Consider the following 22,795-nt stretch of genomic DNA (forward strand, 5'->3'; position numbering starts at 1 on the left):
CTCCCTTCATTTCAATCTATTTATTTACGTATTTGTATCTTACCCGATAAATTGAATCAAGTATAAAAAAGGAAATACAAATAACCAGCTATCAAATCGATCTAAAATACCACCGTGTCCTGGTAATAACTTGCCCGAATCTTTCACGTGATAATAACGCTTAAAAGCCGACTCCACTAAATCTCCTACTTGACCCACGGCACTTGAGAGTAATGCAACAAGTGCGACTAAAACTAACGAGTCGTGGACAGGAAAAATCAAGTGAAACACAACACCTAACGTCGTCGCTAACAGCATCCCGCCCACAGCACCTTCAATCGTTTTATTTGGACTAATCTCCGGCCATAATTTACGTTTTCCGAAGTAGCGTCCTGAAAAATAGGCGCCTGTATCCGTTGCAAGAATGACGATGATGGCAAAGAAAATGTATTCTAGTCCACTCCGCTGGGTTTCAATGAAATAATGAAATCCTAAACCAATGTAAATCGCAGTGATAACCATAAAACCAGCATCTTCAAAAGTAAACTTATTTTTAACGAGCACAGTATAGCCTAACAGTAACAAGACGAGACCGATTAAGACTTCCTGTTGCGCATTCTTTAGTGTCATGAGCGGATCAATTTGAGGTAATAAGAACACCCATAAAAGCCCCATCGAAAAAATCGTCGGTACTAAGTATTTATGCATCTTACGCATATTAAATAATTCATATAACCCTAATGATGATATAAGAAGCATGATAGCGTAAAAAGGCCATCCGCCAAAGATCACAAATGGGAAAAACAACAAAATTGCGACAATCGCTGTAATGATTCGTGTTTTCATATTAATCCTCTTCTTTCTCGTGTAGTCCACCAAATCGACGTTTGCGTTGACTATACACACGTAAAGCTTTCAAAAATTCTTCTTCATCGAAGGCAGGCCAGTGAACAGGACTAAACCAAAATTCACTATAGGCGAGTTGCCACAGTAAGAAATTACTTAACCTTACTTCTCCACTCGTTCTAATTAATAAATCAGGATCAGTTAATTCCTTTGTATACAAATGTTGCCCAATTAGGTCTTCAGTAATCGCATCAGCCGATAACTGTCCTGCTTCGACTTTATTGACGATCTGTTTTACAGCTTCTGTTATTTCAAGCCGACCACCATAATTTAAAGCTATATTTAGAATCAGACCGGTATTTGACTGTGTTCTTAGTACCGCTTCTTCCATCGCTTTCTTCGTATGTTTTGGCAATTGTTCAAAAGAACCAATCATCATCACCTTCACATTTTCATCAATCAGTTCTGGTAAGTAATGATTAAGAAATTGGGTCGGTAATTTCATTAAAAAGTCAACTTCTGCCTTTGGACGTTTCCAATTTTCTGTTGAGAAAGCATAAATCGTTAACACCTTAACGCCTTCTCGGTTAGCTACTTTAACGATTCGCTTTACATTATCCATACCTTCTTGGTGTCCTTTAAATCTAGGATATCCACGCTCTTTTGCCCACCGACCATTACCGTCCATAATAATAGCGATATGATCTGGTATGACTAAAGAAGCATCACTTCTTTTATCTTTTGATACCTTCGTGTTATCTTGTCGATTCAATAATTGACTTAACACCTTTTTCGGATTATACCATGCCATTCATTCATTCACCCTAACCACTCTTTTTGATAAAACAAAAAGAAGACTTTAACGATTCTTCATACAGTTTATCATGTATTCTCGAGATATTCACTAGTTTCAATTATTTTCTTATGTACGGTACCTATTTTTCATAAAATGTGTTTCTATAGTTACCTATGTAAATCGTAGCTATAAACATAAAAAGTGAAAAGAGGTGTAGCAGATGTGCTACACCTCTTTATTTTAAAACATTATCATACTTCCATAATTTCCGCTTCTTTTTCCTTCGTTAAGAGATCAATTCTAGCGATGTATGTGTCTGTAAGTTCTTGTACATCATCTTGGAATCCACGTAAATCATCTTCTGTAAGATCCCCAGCTTTCTCAGCTTTTTTCAAACCATCATTTGCATCACGACGGACATTACGTACTTGTACTTTCGCTTCTTCAGCGAATTTACCGACAACTTTGACAAGTTCTTTACGACGCTCTTCAGTCAGTGCTGGAATTGCGATACGAACAACATTTCCATCACTTGAAGGCGCAAGACCTAAATCAGCTTTTTGAATCGCCTTTTCAACATCACCAATCGATGACTTATCGAATGGCGTAATCATTAAAAGACGTGCTTCAGGAACTGAGATCGTTGACAATTGGTTGAGTGGTGTTGGTGCACCGTAATAATCCACATACACACTGTTTAAGATTGCTGGATTGGCACGACCTGCACGTACGGTTGCTAGATTGCGCGAATAAGACTCCATTGATTGATCCATTTTACCTTTTGCCTCTTTAATTATTTGTTCTGACATGATTTATTTCCCCCTTAAAATGGTACCAATTTCCTCACCGGAAGCGGCCCGTTTAATATTACCTTTTTCTGTGACATTAAAAACTAATAGAGGTATATCGTTGTCCATACATAGAGATGATGCCGTTGAATCCATCACACCTAAACCATCATTTAACATCTTCAGGTAAGTGAGTTCATCATATTTTGTTGCGGTTGAATCAAGCATCGGATCTGCGGTATATACACCGTCCACATTGTTCTTCGCCATTAAAATAACTTCTGCATCAATTTCAGCAGCGCGTAGTGCCGCGGTTGTATCCGTTGAAAAGTATGGATTACCTGTACCAGCAGCAAAAATCACTACACGTTTTTTCTCGAGATGACGGATTGCCCGACGTCTAATATATGGTTCAGCTACTTGGCGCATCTCAATGGATGTTTGAACACGCGTTTCTACACCGCAGTTTTCTAGGCTGTCTTGTAAGGCAAGTGAATTCATAACCGTCGCTAACATACCCATGTAGTCAGCATTTGCACGGTCCATTCCCATCTCACTACCAACTTTTCCACGCCAAATGTTACCGCCACCAACAACAATCGCGACTTCTACACCTAACTCTACGACTTCTTTTACTTGTTCAGCAACAGATCGAACAATTTTCGGTTCGAGACCATATCCTTGCTCACCACTTAATGCTTCTCCACTTAATTTTAATACAATGCGTTTATAACGTGCTGCGACCATAATAACCTCCATTATGTAGAATTTAATTCTATCTTACATGAACTTTAACTTCTAGACAAATATTTTTAAATCTTTCCTATAGAAAAGGGAACACGATGTGCTCCCTCTTTAGCTTCAAACTGCTTGCATTATTATTTGTTAACTTGGTTCATAACTTCTTCAGCAAAGTTTTCTTGGCGTTTTTCCATACCTTCCCCTACTTCATAACGGGCAAAGTCAGCAATTGTTGCGCCTTTATCAGCTACTAACTGCTTCACTTTTTGGTCTGGGTCTTTAACAAAGCTTTGTTCTAATAAACAAATTTCTTCGAAAAATTTACCTAAACGACCTTCAACCATTTTTTCAACGATTTTTTCTGGCTTGCCTTCGTTAAGTGCTTGTTGTTTAAGAACTTCGCGCTCTTTTTCAACTGTTTCAGCATCTACTGCATCACGTGAAACGAAACGTGGGTTAACGGCAGCAATGTGCATCGCAATATCTTTTGCGAATGATTCGTCTGTCGTACCTTCTAATACCGTAAGAACACCAATGTTACCACCCATATGGATGTAAGCACCAAAGGCATCGTTATCAGTTTTTTCAGCAATGATAAAACGACGAAGGGATAGTTTTTCACCAATTTTTGCGATGTTGTTGTTGATAAATGTTTCAACTGTTTCTCCATCACCGTGTAGTGGTTGTTGTAATGCTTCTTCAACATTTGCTGGTTTTTGACTAAGTAAGTGCTTAGCTAACTCACTTAATAGTGCTTTAAATTGATCATTTTTTGTTACGAAGTCAGTTTCACAGTTTACTTCAAATAATACCGCTGTATTACCTTCAGTTAATGTATATGCTGAACCCTCAGCTGCGATGCGATCTGCTTTTTTAGCCGCTTTTGAAATACCTTTTTCACGTAGGTAATCAATTGCTTGATCCATATCGCCTTCAGTTTCTTGAAGTGCTTTTTTACAGTCCATCATACCTGCGCCTGTTTTTTCACGTAATTCTTTTACCATACTCGCTGTTACTGCCATGTTAAATTCCTCCTTAGAATGTAAGTTACTTAGACGTCGCTTTAAAAAAGGTGATAAAAGGTTACCCTCTTATCACCTCCGTCAACGTTTACTCTTCTGAAGCTACTTCTTCAGTTACTGTTTCTTCAACAGCTTCTTCTTCACTTTGTTTTACTTCTAAAATAGCATCAGCCATTTTACCAGTAAGTAATTTAACCGCACGGATTGCATCATCATTTGCTGGAATGACGTAATCAATCTCATCTGGGTCACAGTTAGTATCAACGATACCAACAATCGGAATATTCAATTTGTGAGCTTCAGCTACCGCAATACGCTCTTTACGAGGGTCAACGATAAATAAAGCATCAGGAATTTTTTTCATTTCTTTAATACCGCCTAAGAATTTTACAAGACGCTCTTTTTCTTTAAGAAGTCCTACAACTTCTTTCTTAGGAAGGACATCAAATGTACCGTCTTCTTCCATGCGCTCAATGTCTTTAAGACGGTTGATACGCTTACGGATTGTACCAAAGTTAGTTAAAGTACCACCTAACCAACGTTGATTAATGAAGTATTGACCTGAGCGGATTGCTTCATCTTTAACTGATTCTTGTGCCTGTTTTTTCGTACCAACGAAAAGAACTGTACCACCGTTTTCAGCAACTTCTTTAATGAAGTTATAAGCTTCTTCCACTTTCTTCACTGTTTTTTGTAAATCGATAATGTAGATGCCGTTACGCTCTGTGAAGATATATTTCTTCATCTTTGGGTTCCAACGGCGTGTTTGGTGTCCGAAATGTACACCGGCTTCAAGTAGTTGTTTCATTGAAATAACTGCCATGTTTTTGTTCCTCCTAATAGGTTTTTTATTTTCCTCCGCTAACATCCTCAACATAAAAGACTTAAAAAACAATTAAGCACCCTTTCACATTTCAACTAGCGTGTGTATTTAACACCGAGAACTAATATATCATACTTCTTGAATGAAGGCAAGTATTCGTCTTTATTTTTTGTGGAATTTTATGATCAATTCAACTTCCGTTTTTCCGCGATCCATTGCCTTAGCAATCATTTCCGGTGTTTCACCTCGCGCGTAACGGTCAATGATCTCTGCTTGGTAAGATTTTTTATAAGCAACCGGCTCATCTTCAATTGCATCGACGAGTGGTCTATATTCAGGTTCTTCTTTCGTCACTGTCTTACTGGCGTTTATTGTTTCTGTCTGCTTATTCTCTTGATAAAAGCTAGTACTAGCTGGTTGCTCCTTCGCTTTAGGTGCCGATGGTCGTTGGGTGTTACTTTGAACTACTTGAAGTAGACGATCATTCTCTTCTTTCATTTCAATTAAATAAGACATCAACAGTTGTTCGAGTTCTTTTTTTTCTTCTTGAAATTTTTGTTGTTCTTTGTGATAGGCTTGTTGCTTTAAATAGTAATGCCTTAAAACAATAAACGTCACTATATGCAATAAAAAACTTATAAATATAAGGAGGTATTCCATGACATGACCAACCTTTCTCTTATGCTCCGTGACGCTTTATTGGTGTAATCAATATTTCACCCTCTTCTAAGTGGGCACAAGAATATTTATACTCTTTTTTCGTGGTCTCTTGGTATTTACCAAAGCACAGTTCAACGTTTGGATACAATGTTCCTTTTGCTATAAGAGTCGCTTCATTCTCTTTACCGATTGACACCGTTAAATTTGCCTTCTTATCTTCAATTTTTGATAATTTATCTTCGGTTAGTTGTAGTGTGTTACGCTGTTTAAGTAACAAAATCCGTTCTTTTGAACTAAGGCCATCGGCTTGTGCCTTAGCTTTTAAGCCGGCTCCTAATTTCTTTAATTTTTTCTCGTCTTCAAGTAGCGTCTCACGTGCCAATTCGAGTTGCTTTAATAACTCCATTGACTTTTGGTTAACAGCTATTGCCACCGTTGTCTTTGTATCCATTTTATTACCTATATCTTTTGCTTCAATAGACTCTCCCGCTGAACAGACACCACCGATGATGTGGCCAGCTTGACAATAAATATGTGACTGTGCGGTACATTCACTATGCAAAATAGAATTACTCACATTAATATTTTGTCCAGCATGGACGGTGGCCTGATTAATATAACCAATGTTAACATCAACTCCAGCCTCAATGTGCCCTTTCTTCATCCCAACGACGCCTTCAGATATATGAATAGAGCCCCCAGCCTTAATATGACTAGCTTCAACTAAACCATATATATAGATATCACCGACTGCCTCAACCGCATAGCCTTCAGGTACATTGCCACGAACCGTGACCGAACCTTCAAACTTTACATTACCTGTTTTCATTGATAGATCTTCATTGACTTCATATGTATTAAACACACTGATTTTTGTACGGCCAATACTTGGCTTTCCAATAGTACTACTGTAAAAACTAAGCGTTTCCTCATCAAAATAAACATTATCTCCTGCTGTGAATTTCACAGCTTTTCCCTTTTTCCCGTGAATAACTTTTCCAGTTACTTTATAGCCATTCTTCTCTTTGGTAGGCCGTGTTATGACAGCTATTTTTTCATCTTTTTCAACGGTAGGGATTTTATGTATGTCTTTAAAACTTTCCCGTTCTTCTATATTAACAGTGTCAGAATCTTTGGTTAAAAAACGAATGGTTCCGTCTTGACCATCGACAGCTGTTTCACCTTCAGCAATTAAAACAGGAAAAACTAACGCTTGATCTTTTTCAGTAATCGATAGAAGTGTTTCCTCTTTTAATCCCGCTTGAATCTTATGGGATTTCAACCAACGTTTTATAGTATCCATCTCTATTTCTTCTTCAGGCCACGCTTTATTTAATATCAGTTGAACGGATAGTTCATCTTCAGTGATGGTTACGTCAAAAAAATCATCAAATGCTACCACATGATCGGCTCCTTTTATTGACTGCTTTTCCTCTATTGTAAAACATGTCGTAATTTAAAAACAACTTGTTTATGAATTTGTGATATTCGTGATGTGGTTAAATTAAGCACATGTCCTATCTCAGTAAACGTTAATTCATCATAATAAAATAAACTAACGACAAGTTGTTCATTTTTATTTAAACCTTTGATTGCTACTTTGAGCTCTTCATGATGTTCTTCTTGCATTAATGCTTCTTCAGGCGTAAGTTGTTGATTATCAATAATTGAATGACCGATACCTTCCTTAAAATCATCACTATTTTCGCCACTTTTTTCTTCAATCGATAGAAGATTACTAAACAGTTGATCTTTAATTGTATCTTCAACCTCTTGACGACTAATACCGACATATTCAGCTATCTCATCAGCTGTAGGTTCCCGCTGTAAGCTTTGGGTTAATGATTGAAACGCTTGTTCAATCTTTTTCGTTCTCTCGCGAGCTGACCGTGGCAACCAGTCTTCTTTTCTGAGGCCATCGATAATGGCTCCTCTAATCCGAAAAGATGCATATGTATCAAATTTTAAATCGCGTTCAGGTTCAAATTTATTCAGGGCATCGAATAAGCCAAAAAAACCCAAACTTCGAATATCATCGCGTTGGACTGTTTTCGGTAAATGTACGCCAATCCGCTGTGCATGGAAATCGACTAAGTATTGATAATGTTCAACAAGACGATTAGCTATGTCCGGACTATGCGTATCACGCCACAGTAACCATAATTGATCGATATTGTCTAATGTCATAGTAATCGCCTTCCTTTCTTATAAATCTTGCGTACCTTGATTCACAGTTCGCACGTTTAGCATTAACGTTTCCGTTGAAAACTCAATCGTCCGCCCACTTTTCCCCCGTAGATCTTCAGCTACAATTGGTATGCGTTCATTTTCTAAAAACTCTTTCACAGCAATCACATTACGTTCGCCTACTCTCAACATATCATTCGTCGAACTAAATGAAAACATTTGAGCGCCACCTGCAATTTTTGCCTTTAATTGATGCCGTCTTGCGCCTTTATCTAATAAGGTTTGCAGTAAAGCGGGTAATGAGGTATCGGCGTATTTATAAATATTGATATTATCCTTTTTAGCCGAAGTTGAATCAGGCAACATCACATGTGCCATTCCGGCAATCTTAAGTCGGTTGTCATAAATGACAACACCTACACAAGAACCTAATCCTGATGTACGCAAATGCATAGGTGCTTCAGCAAACTTTAAATCGGCAATCCCGACCTTAACAATATGGTCTATTAATGTTTTCATTAATCACTAACTCCAAGCTTGTCAAATAAGTGATCGAACGAATCAGGATCCGGTAACAAGAAAAAGTGCCCTTTAATAGGATCGCCTTCATCTCCATGATCATCGATTAATGTATCAATGACCATCGCATGATCACTTACTTGGGAAATTTCGAGTAACCCTTCTGCTAAAATAGCACCAGCCATATCTATAGTAATTAATGGAATTGAGGGCTGTAAACTTCCGCCAATAAAATCTGATAAGGCTGATAAATATGAACCAGCCAAAATATTGCCGATTTCTTGTAAAGCAGATAAAGCCATTAGATTATCTGGATGATCAATAACTGAGAAGTCATCTATCCCGGTTAATTGCTTGACGAAACTTTCCGCTTCCTCAGGCGAGAGAATAAAGAACATTTGTCCTGGTACTTCGCCCTCAATGCGAAGAAACACGGCAGTAATAATTTCTTCAGGCCCACCAACTAAATTCATCATTTCTTCAAAATCAACAACACGTACTGAGGGCACGTGCATATCGATTTTTTTATTTAACATTTTGGATAGAGCGGTTGCGGCATTACCCGAGCCAATGTTACCAATTTCTTTCATAACATCAAGTTGAAAGGCTGTTAACGATTCGATTGAAGCCATATTCTCACCTACTTCATTTCATAAAATTCGTTTAATACATCAGTTGATAAGATTTCATTTATATTTAGCAAAATAAGTAAGCGCTCATCATATTTTGCTACACCATTGATGTAATCAATCTTTACCGTGCCTATGGTTTCTGGTGCTGGTTCAATGGTGTCATTTGGGATATCAATCACATCGTAACACGCATCGACAATCAGACCGACATCTTTTTCATCGTGTTGAATAATAATAATGCGAGTCGCTTCTGTTTCTTCTTGACGTTCAAAACTAAAACGTTCACGCAAATCAATTACCGGTGTAACAACACCGCGTAAGTTAAGAACCCCCTTAACAAATGGTGGGACCCCAGGAATACGCGTGATTGGCATAACACGCTCAATCGCGCCTACTAAGTCTACTGGTAAAGCATATTCTTCATCATTCAATTCAAAGACAATCGATTTTAAAAACTCTAAAGCCATTGTTATACCTCCTCTTACTTAATTAGTGCATCCGTATCAACAATTAATGCGACCTGTCCATCACCTAAGATGGTTGCTCCAGAAATGGCAAAGACGTCTGTTAAATAGTTTCCAAGTGATTTTAATACAACCTCTTGTTGACCAATAAATGAATCAACAATCAAACCAGCCATTTTTTCACCTTGTCTAATAATAACAACAGAATGGAAGTCCTCTTCTTCTGTTTCCCTTGGCACACCAAAGACATCTGAAAGTGATACAAGTGGAACAACACGACCTCTAAAGTCAATCACAGGCTGGTGATGAGCGGAGAGGATATCCTTTTTATTTACAATCGCTGTCTCGATGATTGAAGATAATGGTATTGCATATTTTTCATTCTTAACTTCCGTTAACATAACCGAAATAATTGACAATGTTAGTGGTAGCTGAATAACGAAGGTTGATCCTTCATTGTATTTAGAATCAATGGTAATATTACCACCAAGTGATTCAATCGTATTTTTCACTACATCAAGTCCGACCCCACGTCCTGAGATATCAGAAATTGTATCGGCTGTTGAGAAGCCAGATGCCATGATTAGTTGGAAGACCTGTTGGTCAGAGTAACTCTTCGACTCTTCAAGCGTTAAAACACCGTTAGCAATCGCTTTTTTAAGTACTCTCTCACGGTCAATTCCAGCACCATCATCAGCAATTTCAATAAAGACATGATTACCACTATGGTAAGCATTTAATTTTAGTGTTCCTTGAGATGGTTTGCCTTTTGCTTCACGCTCGCTTGGGGTTTCAATACCATGATCTAGAGCATTACGGATTAAGTGAACCATTGGATCACCAATTTCATCAATCACCGTACGATCAAGCTCTGTTTCGGCCCCGTAAATTTGTAAATCTATATCTTTATTCAAGTCTTTAGCTAATTGACGAACCATGCGTGGGAAGCGGTTAAATACCTGATCCACTGGTACCATACGCATTTTTAAAATGATGTTTTGAAGGTCACCAGAAATACGTGACATGTGTTCTACTGTTTCTTGTAGTTCATTATTTTTCAATGTTGCTGAAATTTGTTCCAAACGACCACGGTCAATAACTAATTCTTCGAATAAGTTCATGAGCGCATCCAAACGATCAATGTTAACCCGGATTGTTTTGCTGGAAAGTTGAGATTTTTTCTTGGTATTGGCTGTTGAGGTTGATTGCTCCTCCTCAGATGAGTCTTGTTCAGTTGGCGCTTTTGTATCGTTAGAAACGGATGTTGTTTCATCTCGGTCATACGCCTGAATTTTTAATTCTTCTACTTCAACCGTGTCAATTTCAGATACTTTATTGATTTTTGCTGAAACATCTTCAGCTGAATCCTTCGTCACCAAGACAACGGTAAAGCTGTAGTCAAACTTTTCTTCTTCTAATTCGGGCACAGATGGTGTTGATTTGATAACTTCACCTAGTTTTTCAAGGATTTCAAAGACCATATAAACACGAGCAGCTTTTAATAAAGTTGTTTCTTGTAGTGTCACTGTCACTTGATAGTTATTGAAGCCACCTTCAGCCGATTGTTGCAGCACAGTAAGTTCAAATTCATCTAAAGTCACATCCGTATTCACTGATTTATTAGTCACCTCAGTTGATACTAATGATGAAGCAGCTTCTACGTTTTCCCCTTTTTCCATTGCTTCAAGTTGATTCACAAGGCCTTTTACATCTTTTTTGCCTTCCCCGCCATCAATGATATCTAATACCATAGCTTCAAGTGCGTCTACTGCCTTAAAAATCACATCTAGCATCGCTTCATTAAGTTTGACCTTATGATTACGAATGGCATCTAACACATTCTCCATTTTATGTGTTAAATCAGCTAAATCTTGAAACCCCATAGTCGCTGACATACCCTTTAATGTATGGGCAGAACGGAAAATTTCATTTACAATCGACACATCTTCCGGATTCTTTTCTAGCGTTAACAGATGATCATTTAACGCTTGAATATGTTCTTTACTTTCCTCAATAAAAACATCTAAATACTCACTCATCTCCATAACATTCACCTCTCACTTAAACTAATTTGACAATACGCTCACTGATCAGCGTTAAAGGTTCAACAAAATCCACTAATTTTGTTTTTTCAGCTGCTTGAGGCATACCATAGACAACACATGTCTCTTTTGATTCAGAAATCAATTGAGTGAACGGATGCTGTTCTTTCATTTGTATCAGCCCATTCGTACCATCTGATCCCATCCCGGTCATAATCACACCTATTAATTCAACTCCAGTAAGTTCAGCTAATGATTCAAATAATACATCAACCGCTGGTTGGTGACCGTTTCTGTTTTCTTCTTTTGAAATACTCACGCGATAACCTTTATTCGATTTTTTCACTCGCATTTGGAAGCCGCCCGGCGCAATATAACACACCCCTGGATGCAATAAATCCCCGTCCTCTGCCTCTTTCACCCTCACTTTTGATAATTGATTCAAGCGATCAGCTAAAGACTTTGTGAAACCAGCTGGCATATGCTGGACAACCACAACCGGCGCTTTCAAATCTTCGGGTAATTGGGTAATCACCTGCTGCAAGGCTCGTGGGCCACCTGTTGATGTCCCAATGGCTACAATCTTCTTAAATGCATCGGGTCGGTCGCTTAGTGGCTTAGCAGGTCGTAGATTCGTTCTTTCAGGTCTAGGTACAAGCTTTTTGATCGGTAACGCTGGCATTTCACGTTTGAGTGTTTTCACTTCAACTTCAGCAGCTTCTAACACCTTACTTATTATTTCGTCCTCTATGTCTTGAATGTTTAGAGAAATAGACCCAGAAGGTTTTGGAATAAAATCAACCGCACCAAATTCCATTGATTCTAAAGTCTTATCTGCTCCTTCTCGCGTCAAACTAGACAGCATCACAACCGGTCTTGGTTCGTTTGCCATAATCTCTTTTAAAGCGGCAATCCCGTCCATAACAGGCATTTCAATATCTAAGGTAATCACATCCGGTTGATGTTGTTTGATCTTCTCTAGAGCATCTTGACCGTTTCTTGCGGTATCAATAACGTGGAGGCGTGCATGGTCTTCTAAGATATTTGAAATCATTTTTCTCATGAAGGCGGAATCATCAACAACAAGTACGTTTATTTTTTTCATCATGATCTACCTCTCTTTAATAAACTTTTTTAATTTTGAAATGAATCCTGACTGTAGTACTGAAGGTTTAGCATCAGGATCTGTTAAATAATCAGACATTAAGTCGTGTATTTCTTTTGCTATCGTTGATTTTGGATCTGAGATAACAAACGGTGTCTGTTTCGATACCGCTTGTGATACTATTTTATCATAAGATAGCTGTCCAAGTGACATCATATCTTTTTTTAAAAATTGATAAACAACTCGCTTTAGTCGTTCTGTTGCAATTTTACCTTCTTTTTTTGTCAGTACCCGGTTCATAATTAAGTAAAACGGAAGATCATTGTTACGTGAATGTACGTGTTTAATTATCGCATAAGCATCCATCATCGATGTAGGCTCTGGCGTTGTAACGACAAAACACTCGTCAGCTGATAAAATATAAAATAAACTTTCTTTTGTTGCACCGGCCCCCATATCAAAAAAGATAAAATCATAACGGTCCAGCACATGTTTAAATTGATCTAGAAAGAAGTGGATTTTTTCTTCATTCATTTGAAAAAGGTCGGTGAGTCCAGACCCAGCTGTAATATATGACAAGCCAGTACTTGTTGTTTCAATAACCTCTTCAATCGGTAAATGTTGATCAAACATATCGACGATAGAATACTTACTTTGAAGGCCAAGAAGAATATCAATGTTTCCCATTCCAATATCTAAATCAAAAATTAATACCTTTTTTCCACGATTAACTAAATCAATTGCAACATTAAGAGTGATGTTGGACTTTCCGACGCCACCTTTACCACTAATGACCGCGATGGTTTTAGCTTGTTGCTTTCCTTTATTCATCTGTCTTCGTAATTGTTGTGCTTGATCATTCATGGTGTTGTGGCCTCATAATATGTGTTGATAAGTAACTCGGTGTTGCGCGTATAATATCGTCAGGAACATCTTGACCTGTTGTAATATAACTGATACCGAGAGATGATAGTTTAACTAAGTCAACAATAGCGCCGAGTGTGTCAGTCTCATCAGCTTTTGTTAAAATAAATCCTTTTAGTGGAATTTTATCAAATTGATGATAGATGCTCAGAATATCTTTCGGTTTAGCCGTTAAGCTTAGCACGAGATAAGTTTCAATGTCTTTTGATAAATCAACAATCTGACCTAACTCTCTAATGTATTTTTCATCTTTAAAGTTACGACCGGCTGTATCAACAAAAACACGGTCATAATCTTGAAATTTCAATCGTGCTTTTTGATAATCTTCTACGTTATAGCATACTTCAATCGGGATATCTAAAATTTCAGCATACGTTTTTAACTGTTCAATTGCTGCAATTCGATATGTGTCAGTTGTTATCAAGGCGACAGATTGTTTGTCTTCCATTAAGCTCTTGGCTGCGAGTTTGGCAATCGTCGTTGTTTTCCCTACGCCGGTTGGACCAACGAGATGAATAAACCGTGTTTGAAAATTCATCACACCTGAAGCTGTTTCATAAAAATAATTCATCAGACGGTCTTTAACTTGACTTTTTATCTCATCATAGACAAGGGATTGTCCTTCATTCTTCTCCAATACAGGTTGGATTAATAGCTCTGCTTGCTCGCTTGAGATATCTTCTGCTAACAATTCTTGATAAACCATATCATAAATCGGTGGGAATTGACCTTTTTGATCTGTCGACTCCTCCATCCATTTTCGCAGTGATCGCAGTTCTTCAAGGACGACTTGTTGTTCTTTTTCTGCTTTCGTTTCAGTATGAATAAATGATTGCAGCGAGGCTTTTTTTTGTGCCTCTAGTTGTTGCCTATCTGATTGAGAGCGCGCGTTTAAGTTAGACCTTTCGGCAGTATGTTTTTTTACTGGTGCTTGTGATTGTTTAGGATCAACCGCTGCGACGACCTCAATATTTTTCTTTTTAAATAAGCCTAAAAACCCACCTGTTTCGACGGTTTTACTATTTAGAATGACGGCATCTGAACCAAGTTCTTTTCTAACCTGTTGCATCGCTTCAGGCATTGTTTTTGCGACATACTTTTTTAATTTCATGTCATGTTCACCACCCCTACACTTTGGACATCTAAGTTTGGTTCCAATTCATTATACGATAACACTACAACCTGAGGGAAGAACCGGTCCAACAGTTGCTTCATGTACATACGAATCGTCGGCGAGCATAAGATGATTGGATACTCTTCATGCAGTGAAATTTTCTCAATTTGATTTTTCACCGCATGGACAATCCGTTGTTGTTTATCAGGGTCTAGTGCTAAATAATTGCCGTGTTCGGTTTGTTGAACGTGTTCAGCAATCGTTTGCTCTACCTCACCAGCAACGGTTATGACTTTAAGATCTGCTTTTCCGCGAGCGTATTGTTTTGTAATTTGTGAGGCAAGTGATTGTCTTGCGTATTCACCAAGTAGTTCTGTATCATTTGTCATTTTCCCAAAGTCAGCCAATGTTTCAAAAATAACCGGTAGGTTTCGAATCGAAACTTGTTCACGCAACAGTTTCGCCAATACTTTCTGTACATCACCAACCGATAATACATCTGGTGTCACTTCATCAACTAAAATAGGATAGGATTCTTTTAAATGGTCAATCAATTGTTTTGTCTCTTGACGACCAAGTAATTGGTGGGCGTGCTTTTTAATCACTTCAGTAATATGCGTAGCGACAACCGATGGTGGGTCGACCACCGTGTAACCATTGAGTTCGGCATCATCTTTCATTTCTTCTGTGATCCATTTCGCCGGTAGACCAAAGGCTGGTTCTGTCGTTTGTACACCTTCCAAGTCATCACCGTCTAAACCGCCCGTCATGGCGAGGAAGTGGTCTAGTAATAATTCGCCTATTGCTACTTCATTACCCTTTATTTTCAGTTGATAAGCATTCGGTTGCAACTGAATGTTATCTCTGATTCTTACAACAGGAATAACTAATCCAAGTTCTATCGCAAGCTGACGGCGAATCATAACAATTCGATCCATAAGGTCCCCGCCTTGATTCGCATCAACAAGCGGAATCAAAGCATACCCAAATTCAAATTCAATCGGATCCATACTAATTAAGTCCACAACACTTTCTTGTGAGCGCATATCCTCTGTTGTTTCTTCTTCTTCAACTTCTGCTTCATCAACCGCTAGCTCTGGTTTTGGGCGTTCGAGTAAATAGCCACCACCAATGAGAATTAACGCCATTGTTGTGGTTAACACAGGATTAATTGGAGTAAATCCGAATAAGAAAATCGTTCCTCCTGCCACGTAGAGTAATTTAGGATATTGTAATAATTGACCGGTAACATCGGTACTCAAGTTACCTTCAGACACAGCTCGGGTAACGATAATACCCGTGGCTGTTGAAATAAGGAGCGCTGGTATCTGACTCACCAGACCATCCCCTACGGTTAATTGCATATAAGTGGATAAAGCTTCATTAAAACTCAGCCCTTGCTGCAACATCCCAATAATAAGGCCGAAGATAATATTGATCATAACGATAATAATACCAGCAATCGCATCTCCTTTTACGAATTTACTCGCACCATCCATGGCACCATAAAAGTCAGCCTCGCGCTCAATCTTTTCACGTCGCTGTTTTGCTTGTTGTTCATTGATTAGACCCGCATTTAAATCGGCATCAATACTCATTTGCTTACCAGGCATCGCATCTAACGTAAAACGTGCTCCTACTTCGGAAACACGCTCAGAACCTTTAGTAATAACTAAAAATTGAATAATAATGAGAATAACGAAGACGACAAAACCGACCAGCGGATTGCCACCAATAACAAATGTTCCAAATGTTTCAACCACATTACCCGCTGAACCTGTACCTAAAATAGATCGTGTCGTTGAAACATTAAGACCTAACCGAAATAAGGTCAGTAATAGTAAGAGCGATGGTAAAATCGAGAACTCTAGCGGTTCTGATGTGTTCATCGCAACTAAAATGACAATGAGGGAAAGCGAAATATTCGTTAAAATTAGAATACTTAAAAGAATATCTGGTAGTGGGATAATTAACATCACGATGATCGTGATGACAAATAACACAACGGTAAAATCTCGTGCTCGCATAAATGTATACTCTCCTTACCCTCTAAAAAACTAAGCTTTTTTCTCTAAACGATAGACATAGGCTAATATTTCAGCCACTGCTTGATAATACGATTCGTCAATGTCTTGATCAATCTCGACGTCACGGTAAAGCGCACGCGCTAACGGACGATTTTCAATAATCATTACCTCATGATGTGTCGCCACTTCTCTTATTTTAAGCGCAACATAATCAACCCCTTTTGCCACAACAAACGGTGCTTCGTGAGTACCATTTGTTTCATCATACTTAATGGCTACCGCATAGTGGGTTGGGTTAGTAATAATGACATCGGCTTCAGGAACTTCACTCATCATCCGGCTCATCGCCATCTGACGCTGCCGCTCTTTAATTTTCGATTTAATTTGCGGGTCCCCTTCAATATTTTTATATTCGTCTTTAATATCTTGTTTAGACATGCGAATATTTTTCTCATAATCAAACCGTTGATATATATAATCTAATACACCAATGATAAACAAACTAATAGCCCCGGCAATACCAATAAAAATCGTGGTTTCACCAAAAAAGGCTAGTGCAATATCTAAGTCTTTAAAAGCTAACATAAAGACCTCATCTTTTCTCATCCAAACAACGGTAAACGTCACCGCTGCCACAAAGCTAATCTTTAGTAGCGACTTGACTAGTTCAACTAAAGCACGAGGAGAAAATAATCGTTTAAATCCCGAAATTGGGTTAATTTTATCTAACTTAAAGTTTAGTGGTTCTGTCGTGAATAAAAAGCCAATTTGCGCTAAGTTACTGGCCACGCCACTTATCATAGCAACACCTAAAACTGGGGCAATTGTTAGACCAACATACCCTAACACTTCGACAATAATCAATTGAATCGAATCAAACGTTAGCGTCCACTGTGTATATTCTGAGAATACTTTAGTTAAGAGATTGGTTAATCGCATTTTCCAGAACGAACCGAGCAACATAAAAGTTAAAAAGATTAAAAACAACGCAACGGCCGTGTTAATATCTTGACTTTTCGCTACTTGGCCTTTTTTTCTAGTGTCTTCTCGTTTCTTTGGTGTTGCTTTTTCTGTCTTTTCACCAGAGAAAAATTGGAGATCAAGTTGTAAGTATGTCATCATATTTAACCTCCAAGGATCCGCATGAGCATTTCCATCATTTCAATCACATAATGGACGAGTCGTTTCACTAAATCAATATACGCCATCATAAACAGACTCAAAACAAACAATGACACACCAATCTTTAGTGGAATACCAACAACAAAGACATTTAATTGTGGTACTGTCCGCGCGATGATACCTAAGGTCACATCAACTAAAAATAACGTCCCTACAATCGGTATCGCCATTTGGAAGGCAATTAAGAAGAGTTGATTAAACATATTAATCGCAGTAATTAACAATGAGTCTTGCCCTAAATCAATGAGTTGGTCAACATCAATGACATCAAAACTGTGAATAGCACCTTGGATCAAGAGATGATGACCGTCAACAGCAAGCAAAAACATAAGAGCCAAGATATATAAATATTGACCAATAACCGGTCCTTGTGCGCCTGTTTGTGGGTCAATCACATTCGCAATCGCAAAACCCATTTGAAAATCAATGAAGTTACCTGCAATTTGAATCGCCGTCATAATAATATTCGCTACAAACCCAATAATTAAGCCGATAATTACTTCTTTTACAAGCAAAAAAACAAATGTTAAATCAAGAGCAATCACTGGTATGTCCAATGTAAACATAATCATTAAACTCACAAAAGCCGCAAACCCGATTTTAAATTGGGTTGGGATATTACGATATGAAAAAATCGGCAACGTCACGAAGAATCCTGCGAGCCGTCCAAAGACTAATAAATAAACGGTCACATAGTCGAGATTAATAACAGATAGCATTGTTATCTAATAACCGTTGTAAGATTTTGAAATATTTCTGTCGTAAACTGAACAACTTGTGTCAGCATCCATGGCCCAAAAATAACTAAACCAAATAAAACAGCGACAATCTTTGGAATAAAGGCTAAAGTTTGCTCTTGGATTTGTGTTGTTGCTTGAAATATACTGACGAGAAGACCGACGACCAGCGCTAAAATAAGCAAAGGGCCTGCGACCATTAGAACAGTAGTAATTCCCCGCTCAGCTAAAGATATAACTAGTTCTCCACTCATACTTTCGCCTCTTTCTAATTAAAACTTGATAATAGCGCTTCTGAAATTAGATACCAACCGTCCACTAAGACAAATAGGAGGACCTTAAATGGTAGTGAAATCATAACCGGTGGTAACATCATCATCCCCATGGACATTAATACACTAGCCACCGTCATATCAATGACGAGGAATGGAATAAAGATCATAAAGCCCATTGTAAATGCCGTTTTCAACTCACTAATCGCAAAGGCTGGCACTAGCGCAGTTAACGGAATCTCCTCAATGGTATCGAACTCCGGTGACTCAACATAATTTAAAAACAATGCCAAGTCACGTTCACGAGTATGGTCTGCCATAAATAACTTAATCGGCGTACTTGCCCGCTCATATGCTTCTTCAATATTAATTTCTTCATCTAGTAAAGGCGTCAACGCTTGTTCGTTAATATCAGAAAATGTTGGAGCCATAATAAAAAAGGTCATAAACAGCGCAAGTCCTACAAGTAATTGGTTTGGTGGCATTTGTTGAGTTGCTAGTGACGTACGAGTGAATGATAGAACAATGATGATTCGAGTAAAGCTGGTCATTAAAATTAAAATTCCAGGTGCCAGTGAAAATACCGTTAGTAATAGTAATAACTGAACAGAGGTTGCGACATTCTCAGGGTCACTCGAACTAAAGATGTCAATAAATTCATTCATTCAAATCATGCCCCTTAATGTCTTGTCTAATCTTTGCCTGCTTTTGTTTCATCTGTTCTAGTTCACCCTTAAATAAAGTTGAAAACGAATCATTTCCATTCATATTTGGTGAAGAGTTGTCATCGCTTTTTGATTGCTTTTGTTGAAATGACTGCGTCACTTTAGAAAAGAGATCAGCCCCGGGTACTTGATTATTACTTGTGAGCTGGTCGATAAAGGTTTGATCGGTTATCTCTGTTAACAACTCAACCGTATCGCCAACACCGAGTAAGTACACTTTTGTTCCAACTTTTACAAGCTGAACTGATTTATTCATTCCAACAGACACCCCGCCAAGGTTTTCAAGGTTGTTTAATTGTCCTTGCTTTGAAGTGAATTTATTCATCAGTTTAAGTAAGACGTAAATAAGTACAACGACAAGGGTAAGAGCTAACAGAAATCGAATCACTAAACCCCAAAAGCTCACTTCTTCGTTATCGCCTTCAAATAAACTCGGCTCTGATTCTACCGGTTGTTCCGATTGGTCAGTGATTTCTACATTTGGTTCTGTTTCACTTATATCAGCCTCATCTGTCGATGACTGACGATAGGCATCGAGAACAGATCCGTTATCATCCTCTGCCAATACCGTTTGCGGAAACAAGCAGATAAACATAATAAAACTAAGACTTATCCAACGTTTCATCATTTTACCCTAATGCTTTATTGATGGCCTCTAACACACGGTCTGCTTGAAATGGTTTAACAATAAAGTCTTTCGCTCCCGCCTGTATCGCATCGATCACCATTGCCTGCTGCCCCATTGCTGAACACATAATGATGGTCGCATTTGGGTTCTGTGCTTTAATTTCTTTTAGTGCTTGAATGCCGTCTTTTTCTGGCATCGTGATATCCATTGTCACAAGATCTGGTGTTAGTTCAGCATATTTTTCAACAGCGACTTGACCATTTTCAGCTTCTCCTACAACATCAAAGCCGTTTTTTGATAAAATATCTTTAATCATCATTCTCATAAATGCTGCATCGTCTACGATTAATACTGTATTTGCCATGGTTGTTTCCTCCTAAAATGTATCCGTTGTTATTTTAGTTTTTTAAGTCGATCACTTTGACTGATTATTTCTGTTACCCTCACACCAAAGTTTTCATCAATAACGACAACTTCACCTTGAGCAATGAGTTTGTTGTTGACATGAATATCAACGGGTTCACCCGCGAGTTTATCAAGTTCCAAAATCGACCCTGTTGATAATTCTAAAATGTCTTTTACCGCGCGTTTTGTTCGACCAAGTTCAACGGTCACTTGAAGCGGAATATCTAATAACATATCGAGATTGCGTTTTTCATGTTCCGGTAATTGAATTGGTTCAAACGCTTGAAAACTTGCTTGCTCAACATTTTGCTGATTAGCCATCGGTTCACCCATATTTCTAGGTTGACGCGGTTGTTGAACTTGTTGTTGTGGTGCCTGTTGAGTCATATTCGGTTGTTGAACCTGTTGTTGTGGTTCAGGTGAAGCTTGCGGCGCTTCTTGAGTTGGTACCGTTTGTGGCGGCTCTTCTGTTGGACCATTTAACAACTCACCAACCATAGCTTTAGCAAAAGATGGCGGTAAAAGTTGCATAATTTTCGAATCAATCAACGTACCAATCTTTAATTGAAAGGACACTTTAATGATATATTCATCATCAGGAATGTATTTATCACTTTCTTCTGTTCCTACTTCTAACATGACGGTTTGTGGTGGGGAAATATCGATCCGTTTTGAGAACATTGTTGACATACTTGTCGCTGCCGTTCCCATCATTTGATTCATTGCTTCTTGAACAGCACTCATATGAATTTCATTAAGCTCTGCTTCAATATTAGAACCGTCTCCACCAAGCATTAGATCTGCAATGATTGACGCATCACTTGATTTTAATATAAATAAATTGTCGCCTTCAAACCCTTCAGTATACTTAACCTCTACGCCGACATGAGGATGTGGAAATTCTTGTTCTAATTCATTGCGCTTCACAATTGAAATCCCGGGTGTCGTGATGTCGACTTTTTGATTTAATAGCGTTGCAAGTGTTGTTGCTGAACTACCAAATGAAATATTACCAATTTCACCTAATGCATCAATTTCAACATCTGAAAGAATACTAGACGTATCTTCAGACTCTTCTTCTATCGTTTCATTTTCAACTATTTCCTCTTCATCTGATGTACCGTTTAGTAGCGCATCAATTTCGTCTTGTGATAACATACCATCACTCATCATCGGAAGACCCTCCTTCAATTTCATCAATCACCTGCACAGCAACGTTATTTTTCTGGCTACCAGGCTGCACATAAAACAATGGTTCCTCACTTGACTGCATAATTAAAGGCTCTTCAATCGATTGATTTAACTTTAATACATCGCCCTTACTTAATTCAAGTAAATCATCAATGGTAATAAGTGTTTCACCTAACACCACACTGAGTTCAAGTTCCGTTGATGAAATATTTTTTGTTAATTTTTCATATTCACCAGGTTTCCGTTCTTTTTGTGCTTCATTCTGCATCCAGTAATGAACAGATAACCTCGGAATAATTGGCTCCAAGACGACATGCGGAATACATATATTAATCATGCCGCTTGTTTCACCGATTGTTGTATTTAATGAGACGACAATGACCGTTTCATTTGGTGAGACCAGCTGTAAGAATTGCGGATTCACCTCAAACTCCTCAAGCATTGGGTCAATATCAATAACACTTGCCCAAGCTTCTTGCAAGTTGTCGAGTGATTTTTCAAATAAATTAGACATAATCGTTGATTCAATTTCGGTTAAGCTCTCTATTTTATTCAAACTTGTTCCCCGACCACCCAAGATACGGTCTAACATCGCATAAGCTACATTTGGATTAATTTCAAAAATAATTCTACCTTCAAGTGGCTCCATACTATAGATATTTAACACGGTCATTGTTGGAATTGAACGTATAAATTCTTCGTAAGGTATTTGATCGACGGAAGCGACCGAAATATGCACATAATTTCGCAACTGTGCTGAAAAATATGTTGTCAACATCCGCGCATAATTTTCATGGATTCTCGATAAACTTCGCACTTGATCTTTTGAAAATCTAAGTGCTCGTTTAAAGTCATAACTTCTGATCTTCTTTTCTTTCTCTTCTTCTTTTAATTGGTTAGCATCCATTTCCCCTGAGGATAATGCCGATAGTAAAGCGTCTATCTCATTTTGGGATAAAACCTCATCTGCCATAAACTCACCTCCG

The 22,795-nt window shown here is 38.2% G+C and carries 25 protein-coding genes; all 25 read right to left on the reverse strand.

Annotated features, from left to right (window positions below):
- Positions 1-39: 39 nt before the first annotated feature.
- Positions 40-825 carry a phosphatidate cytidylyltransferase gene (locus BM098_RS01555; RefSeq protein WP_089829681.1) on the reverse strand — a complete coding sequence of 262 codons (786 nt, stop codon included), beginning with the start codon at positions 823-825 and terminating at the stop codon, positions 40-42.
- A 1-nt stretch (position 826) separates the two neighbouring features.
- Positions 827-1,636 (reverse strand): isoprenyl transferase, encoded by an 810-nt coding sequence (locus tag BM098_RS01560; protein ID WP_089829683.1) that lies wholly within the window; start codon positions 1,634-1,636, stop codon positions 827-829.
- Positions 1,637-1,872: 236 nt separating this feature from the next.
- Positions 1,873-2,430 carry a ribosome recycling factor gene (gene frr / locus BM098_RS01565; RefSeq protein WP_089829685.1) on the reverse strand — a complete coding sequence of 186 codons (558 nt, stop codon included), beginning with the start codon at positions 2,428-2,430 and terminating at the stop codon, positions 1,873-1,875.
- Between the two features lie 3 nt (positions 2,431-2,433).
- Positions 2,434-3,156 (reverse strand): UMP kinase, encoded by a 723-nt coding sequence (pyrH, locus tag BM098_RS01570; protein WP_089829687.1) that lies wholly within the window; start codon positions 3,154-3,156, stop codon positions 2,434-2,436.
- 131 nt (positions 3,157-3,287) lie between these two features.
- Positions 3,288-4,172: a translation elongation factor Ts gene (gene tsf, locus BM098_RS01575; protein ID WP_089829689.1), complete on the reverse strand. Its 885-nt coding sequence runs from the start codon at positions 4,170-4,172 to the stop codon at positions 3,288-3,290.
- Positions 4,173-4,260: 88 nt separating this feature from the next.
- Positions 4,261-4,995: a 30S ribosomal protein S2 gene (rpsB, locus tag BM098_RS01580; protein ID WP_089829692.1), complete on the reverse strand. Its 735-nt coding sequence runs from the start codon at positions 4,993-4,995 to the stop codon at positions 4,261-4,263.
- Between the two features lie 162 nt (positions 4,996-5,157).
- Positions 5,158-5,622: a hypothetical protein gene (locus BM098_RS01585; RefSeq protein ID WP_234987378.1), complete on the reverse strand. Its 465-nt coding sequence runs from the start codon at positions 5,620-5,622 to the stop codon at positions 5,158-5,160.
- 52 nt (positions 5,623-5,674) lie between these two features.
- Positions 5,675-7,057, reverse strand: coding sequence for a DUF342 domain-containing protein (locus tag BM098_RS01590; RefSeq protein ID WP_089829696.1), 1,383 nt, complete (start codon positions 7,055-7,057; stop codon positions 5,675-5,677).
- 32 nt (positions 7,058-7,089) lie between these two features.
- Complete coding sequence (locus BM098_RS01595; RefSeq protein WP_089829698.1) at positions 7,090-7,842, reverse strand: FliA/WhiG family RNA polymerase sigma factor; 753 nt, start codon at positions 7,840-7,842, stop codon at positions 7,090-7,092.
- Positions 7,843-7,860: 18 nt separating this feature from the next.
- Positions 7,861-8,361: a chemotaxis protein CheD gene (locus BM098_RS01600; RefSeq protein WP_089829700.1), complete on the reverse strand. Its 501-nt coding sequence runs from the start codon at positions 8,359-8,361 to the stop codon at positions 7,861-7,863.
- Positions 8,361-8,993 carry a chemotaxis protein CheC gene (locus BM098_RS01605; RefSeq protein ID WP_089829702.1) on the reverse strand — a complete coding sequence of 211 codons (633 nt, stop codon included), beginning with the start codon at positions 8,991-8,993 and terminating at the stop codon, positions 8,361-8,363. Before BM098_RS01605 ends, BM098_RS01600 begins: the two co-directional genes overlap by 1 nt.
- Positions 8,994-9,001: 8 nt before the next feature.
- Complete coding sequence (locus tag BM098_RS01610; protein WP_089829704.1) at positions 9,002-9,460, reverse strand: chemotaxis protein CheW; 459 nt, start codon at positions 9,458-9,460, stop codon at positions 9,002-9,004.
- A 14-nt stretch (positions 9,461-9,474) separates the two neighbouring features.
- Positions 9,475-11,502, reverse strand: a complete 2,028-nt coding sequence (locus BM098_RS01615; protein WP_089829706.1) for a chemotaxis protein CheA — start codon at positions 11,500-11,502, stop codon at positions 9,475-9,477.
- A 16-nt stretch (positions 11,503-11,518) separates the two neighbouring features.
- The gene (locus BM098_RS01620; RefSeq protein ID WP_089829926.1) at positions 11,519-12,604 is read right to left on the reverse strand and encodes a protein-glutamate methylesterase/protein-glutamine glutaminase; all 1,086 of its coding nucleotides are present in this window, start codon (positions 12,602-12,604) and stop codon (positions 11,519-11,521) included.
- Between the two features lie 6 nt (positions 12,605-12,610).
- On the reverse strand, positions 12,611-13,468 hold the full coding sequence (locus BM098_RS01625; protein WP_089829708.1) for a MinD/ParA family protein: 858 nt from the start codon (positions 13,466-13,468) through the stop codon (positions 12,611-12,613).
- Positions 13,461-14,639 carry a flagellar biosynthesis GTPase FlhF gene (gene flhF, locus BM098_RS01630; protein ID WP_089829710.1) on the reverse strand — a complete coding sequence of 393 codons (1,179 nt, stop codon included), beginning with the start codon at positions 14,637-14,639 and terminating at the stop codon, positions 13,461-13,463. Before flhF ends, BM098_RS01625 begins: the two co-directional genes overlap by 8 nt.
- The gene (gene flhA / locus BM098_RS01635) at positions 14,636-16,669 is read right to left on the reverse strand and encodes a flagellar biosynthesis protein FlhA (protein WP_089829712.1); all 2,034 of its coding nucleotides are present in this window, start codon (positions 16,667-16,669) and stop codon (positions 14,636-14,638) included. Before flhA ends, flhF begins: the two co-directional genes overlap by 4 nt.
- 30 nt (positions 16,670-16,699) lie before the next feature.
- Positions 16,700-17,788, reverse strand: a complete 1,089-nt coding sequence (flhB, locus tag BM098_RS01640; RefSeq protein ID WP_089829928.1) for a flagellar biosynthesis protein FlhB — start codon at positions 17,786-17,788, stop codon at positions 16,700-16,702.
- 5 nt (positions 17,789-17,793) lie between these two features.
- Positions 17,794-18,570: a flagellar biosynthetic protein FliR gene (fliR, locus tag BM098_RS01645; RefSeq protein WP_089829714.1), complete on the reverse strand. Its 777-nt coding sequence runs from the start codon at positions 18,568-18,570 to the stop codon at positions 17,794-17,796.
- A 2-nt stretch (positions 18,571-18,572) separates the two neighbouring features.
- Positions 18,573-18,842 (reverse strand): flagellar biosynthesis protein FliQ, encoded by a 270-nt coding sequence (gene fliQ, locus BM098_RS01650; RefSeq protein WP_089829716.1) that lies wholly within the window; start codon positions 18,840-18,842, stop codon positions 18,573-18,575.
- A 14-nt stretch (positions 18,843-18,856) separates the two neighbouring features.
- Positions 18,857-19,525, reverse strand: coding sequence for a flagellar type III secretion system pore protein FliP (fliP, locus tag BM098_RS01655; protein WP_089829717.1), 669 nt, complete (start codon positions 19,523-19,525; stop codon positions 18,857-18,859).
- Complete coding sequence (locus BM098_RS01660) at positions 19,518-20,210, reverse strand: flagellar biosynthetic protein FliO (protein WP_159430081.1); 693 nt, start codon at positions 20,208-20,210, stop codon at positions 19,518-19,520. Before BM098_RS01660 ends, fliP begins: the two co-directional genes overlap by 8 nt.
- 4 nt (positions 20,211-20,214) lie before the next feature.
- Positions 20,215-20,577 carry a response regulator gene (locus tag BM098_RS01665; protein ID WP_089829722.1) on the reverse strand — a complete coding sequence of 121 codons (363 nt, stop codon included), beginning with the start codon at positions 20,575-20,577 and terminating at the stop codon, positions 20,215-20,217.
- 29 nt (positions 20,578-20,606) lie between these two features.
- Complete coding sequence (fliY, locus tag BM098_RS01670; RefSeq protein ID WP_089829724.1) at positions 20,607-21,791, reverse strand: flagellar motor switch phosphatase FliY; 1,185 nt, start codon at positions 21,789-21,791, stop codon at positions 20,607-20,609.
- The gene (fliM, locus tag BM098_RS01675; RefSeq protein WP_089829726.1) at positions 21,781-22,782 is read right to left on the reverse strand and encodes a flagellar motor switch protein FliM; all 1,002 of its coding nucleotides are present in this window, start codon (positions 22,780-22,782) and stop codon (positions 21,781-21,783) included. Before fliM ends, fliY begins: the two co-directional genes overlap by 11 nt.
- Positions 22,783-22,795: the final 13 nt, after the last annotated feature.

The organism is Halolactibacillus halophilus, assembly GCF_900115605.1.
Taxonomy (GTDB): domain Bacteria; phylum Bacillota; class Bacilli; order Bacillales; family Amphibacillaceae; genus Halolactibacillus; species Halolactibacillus halophilus.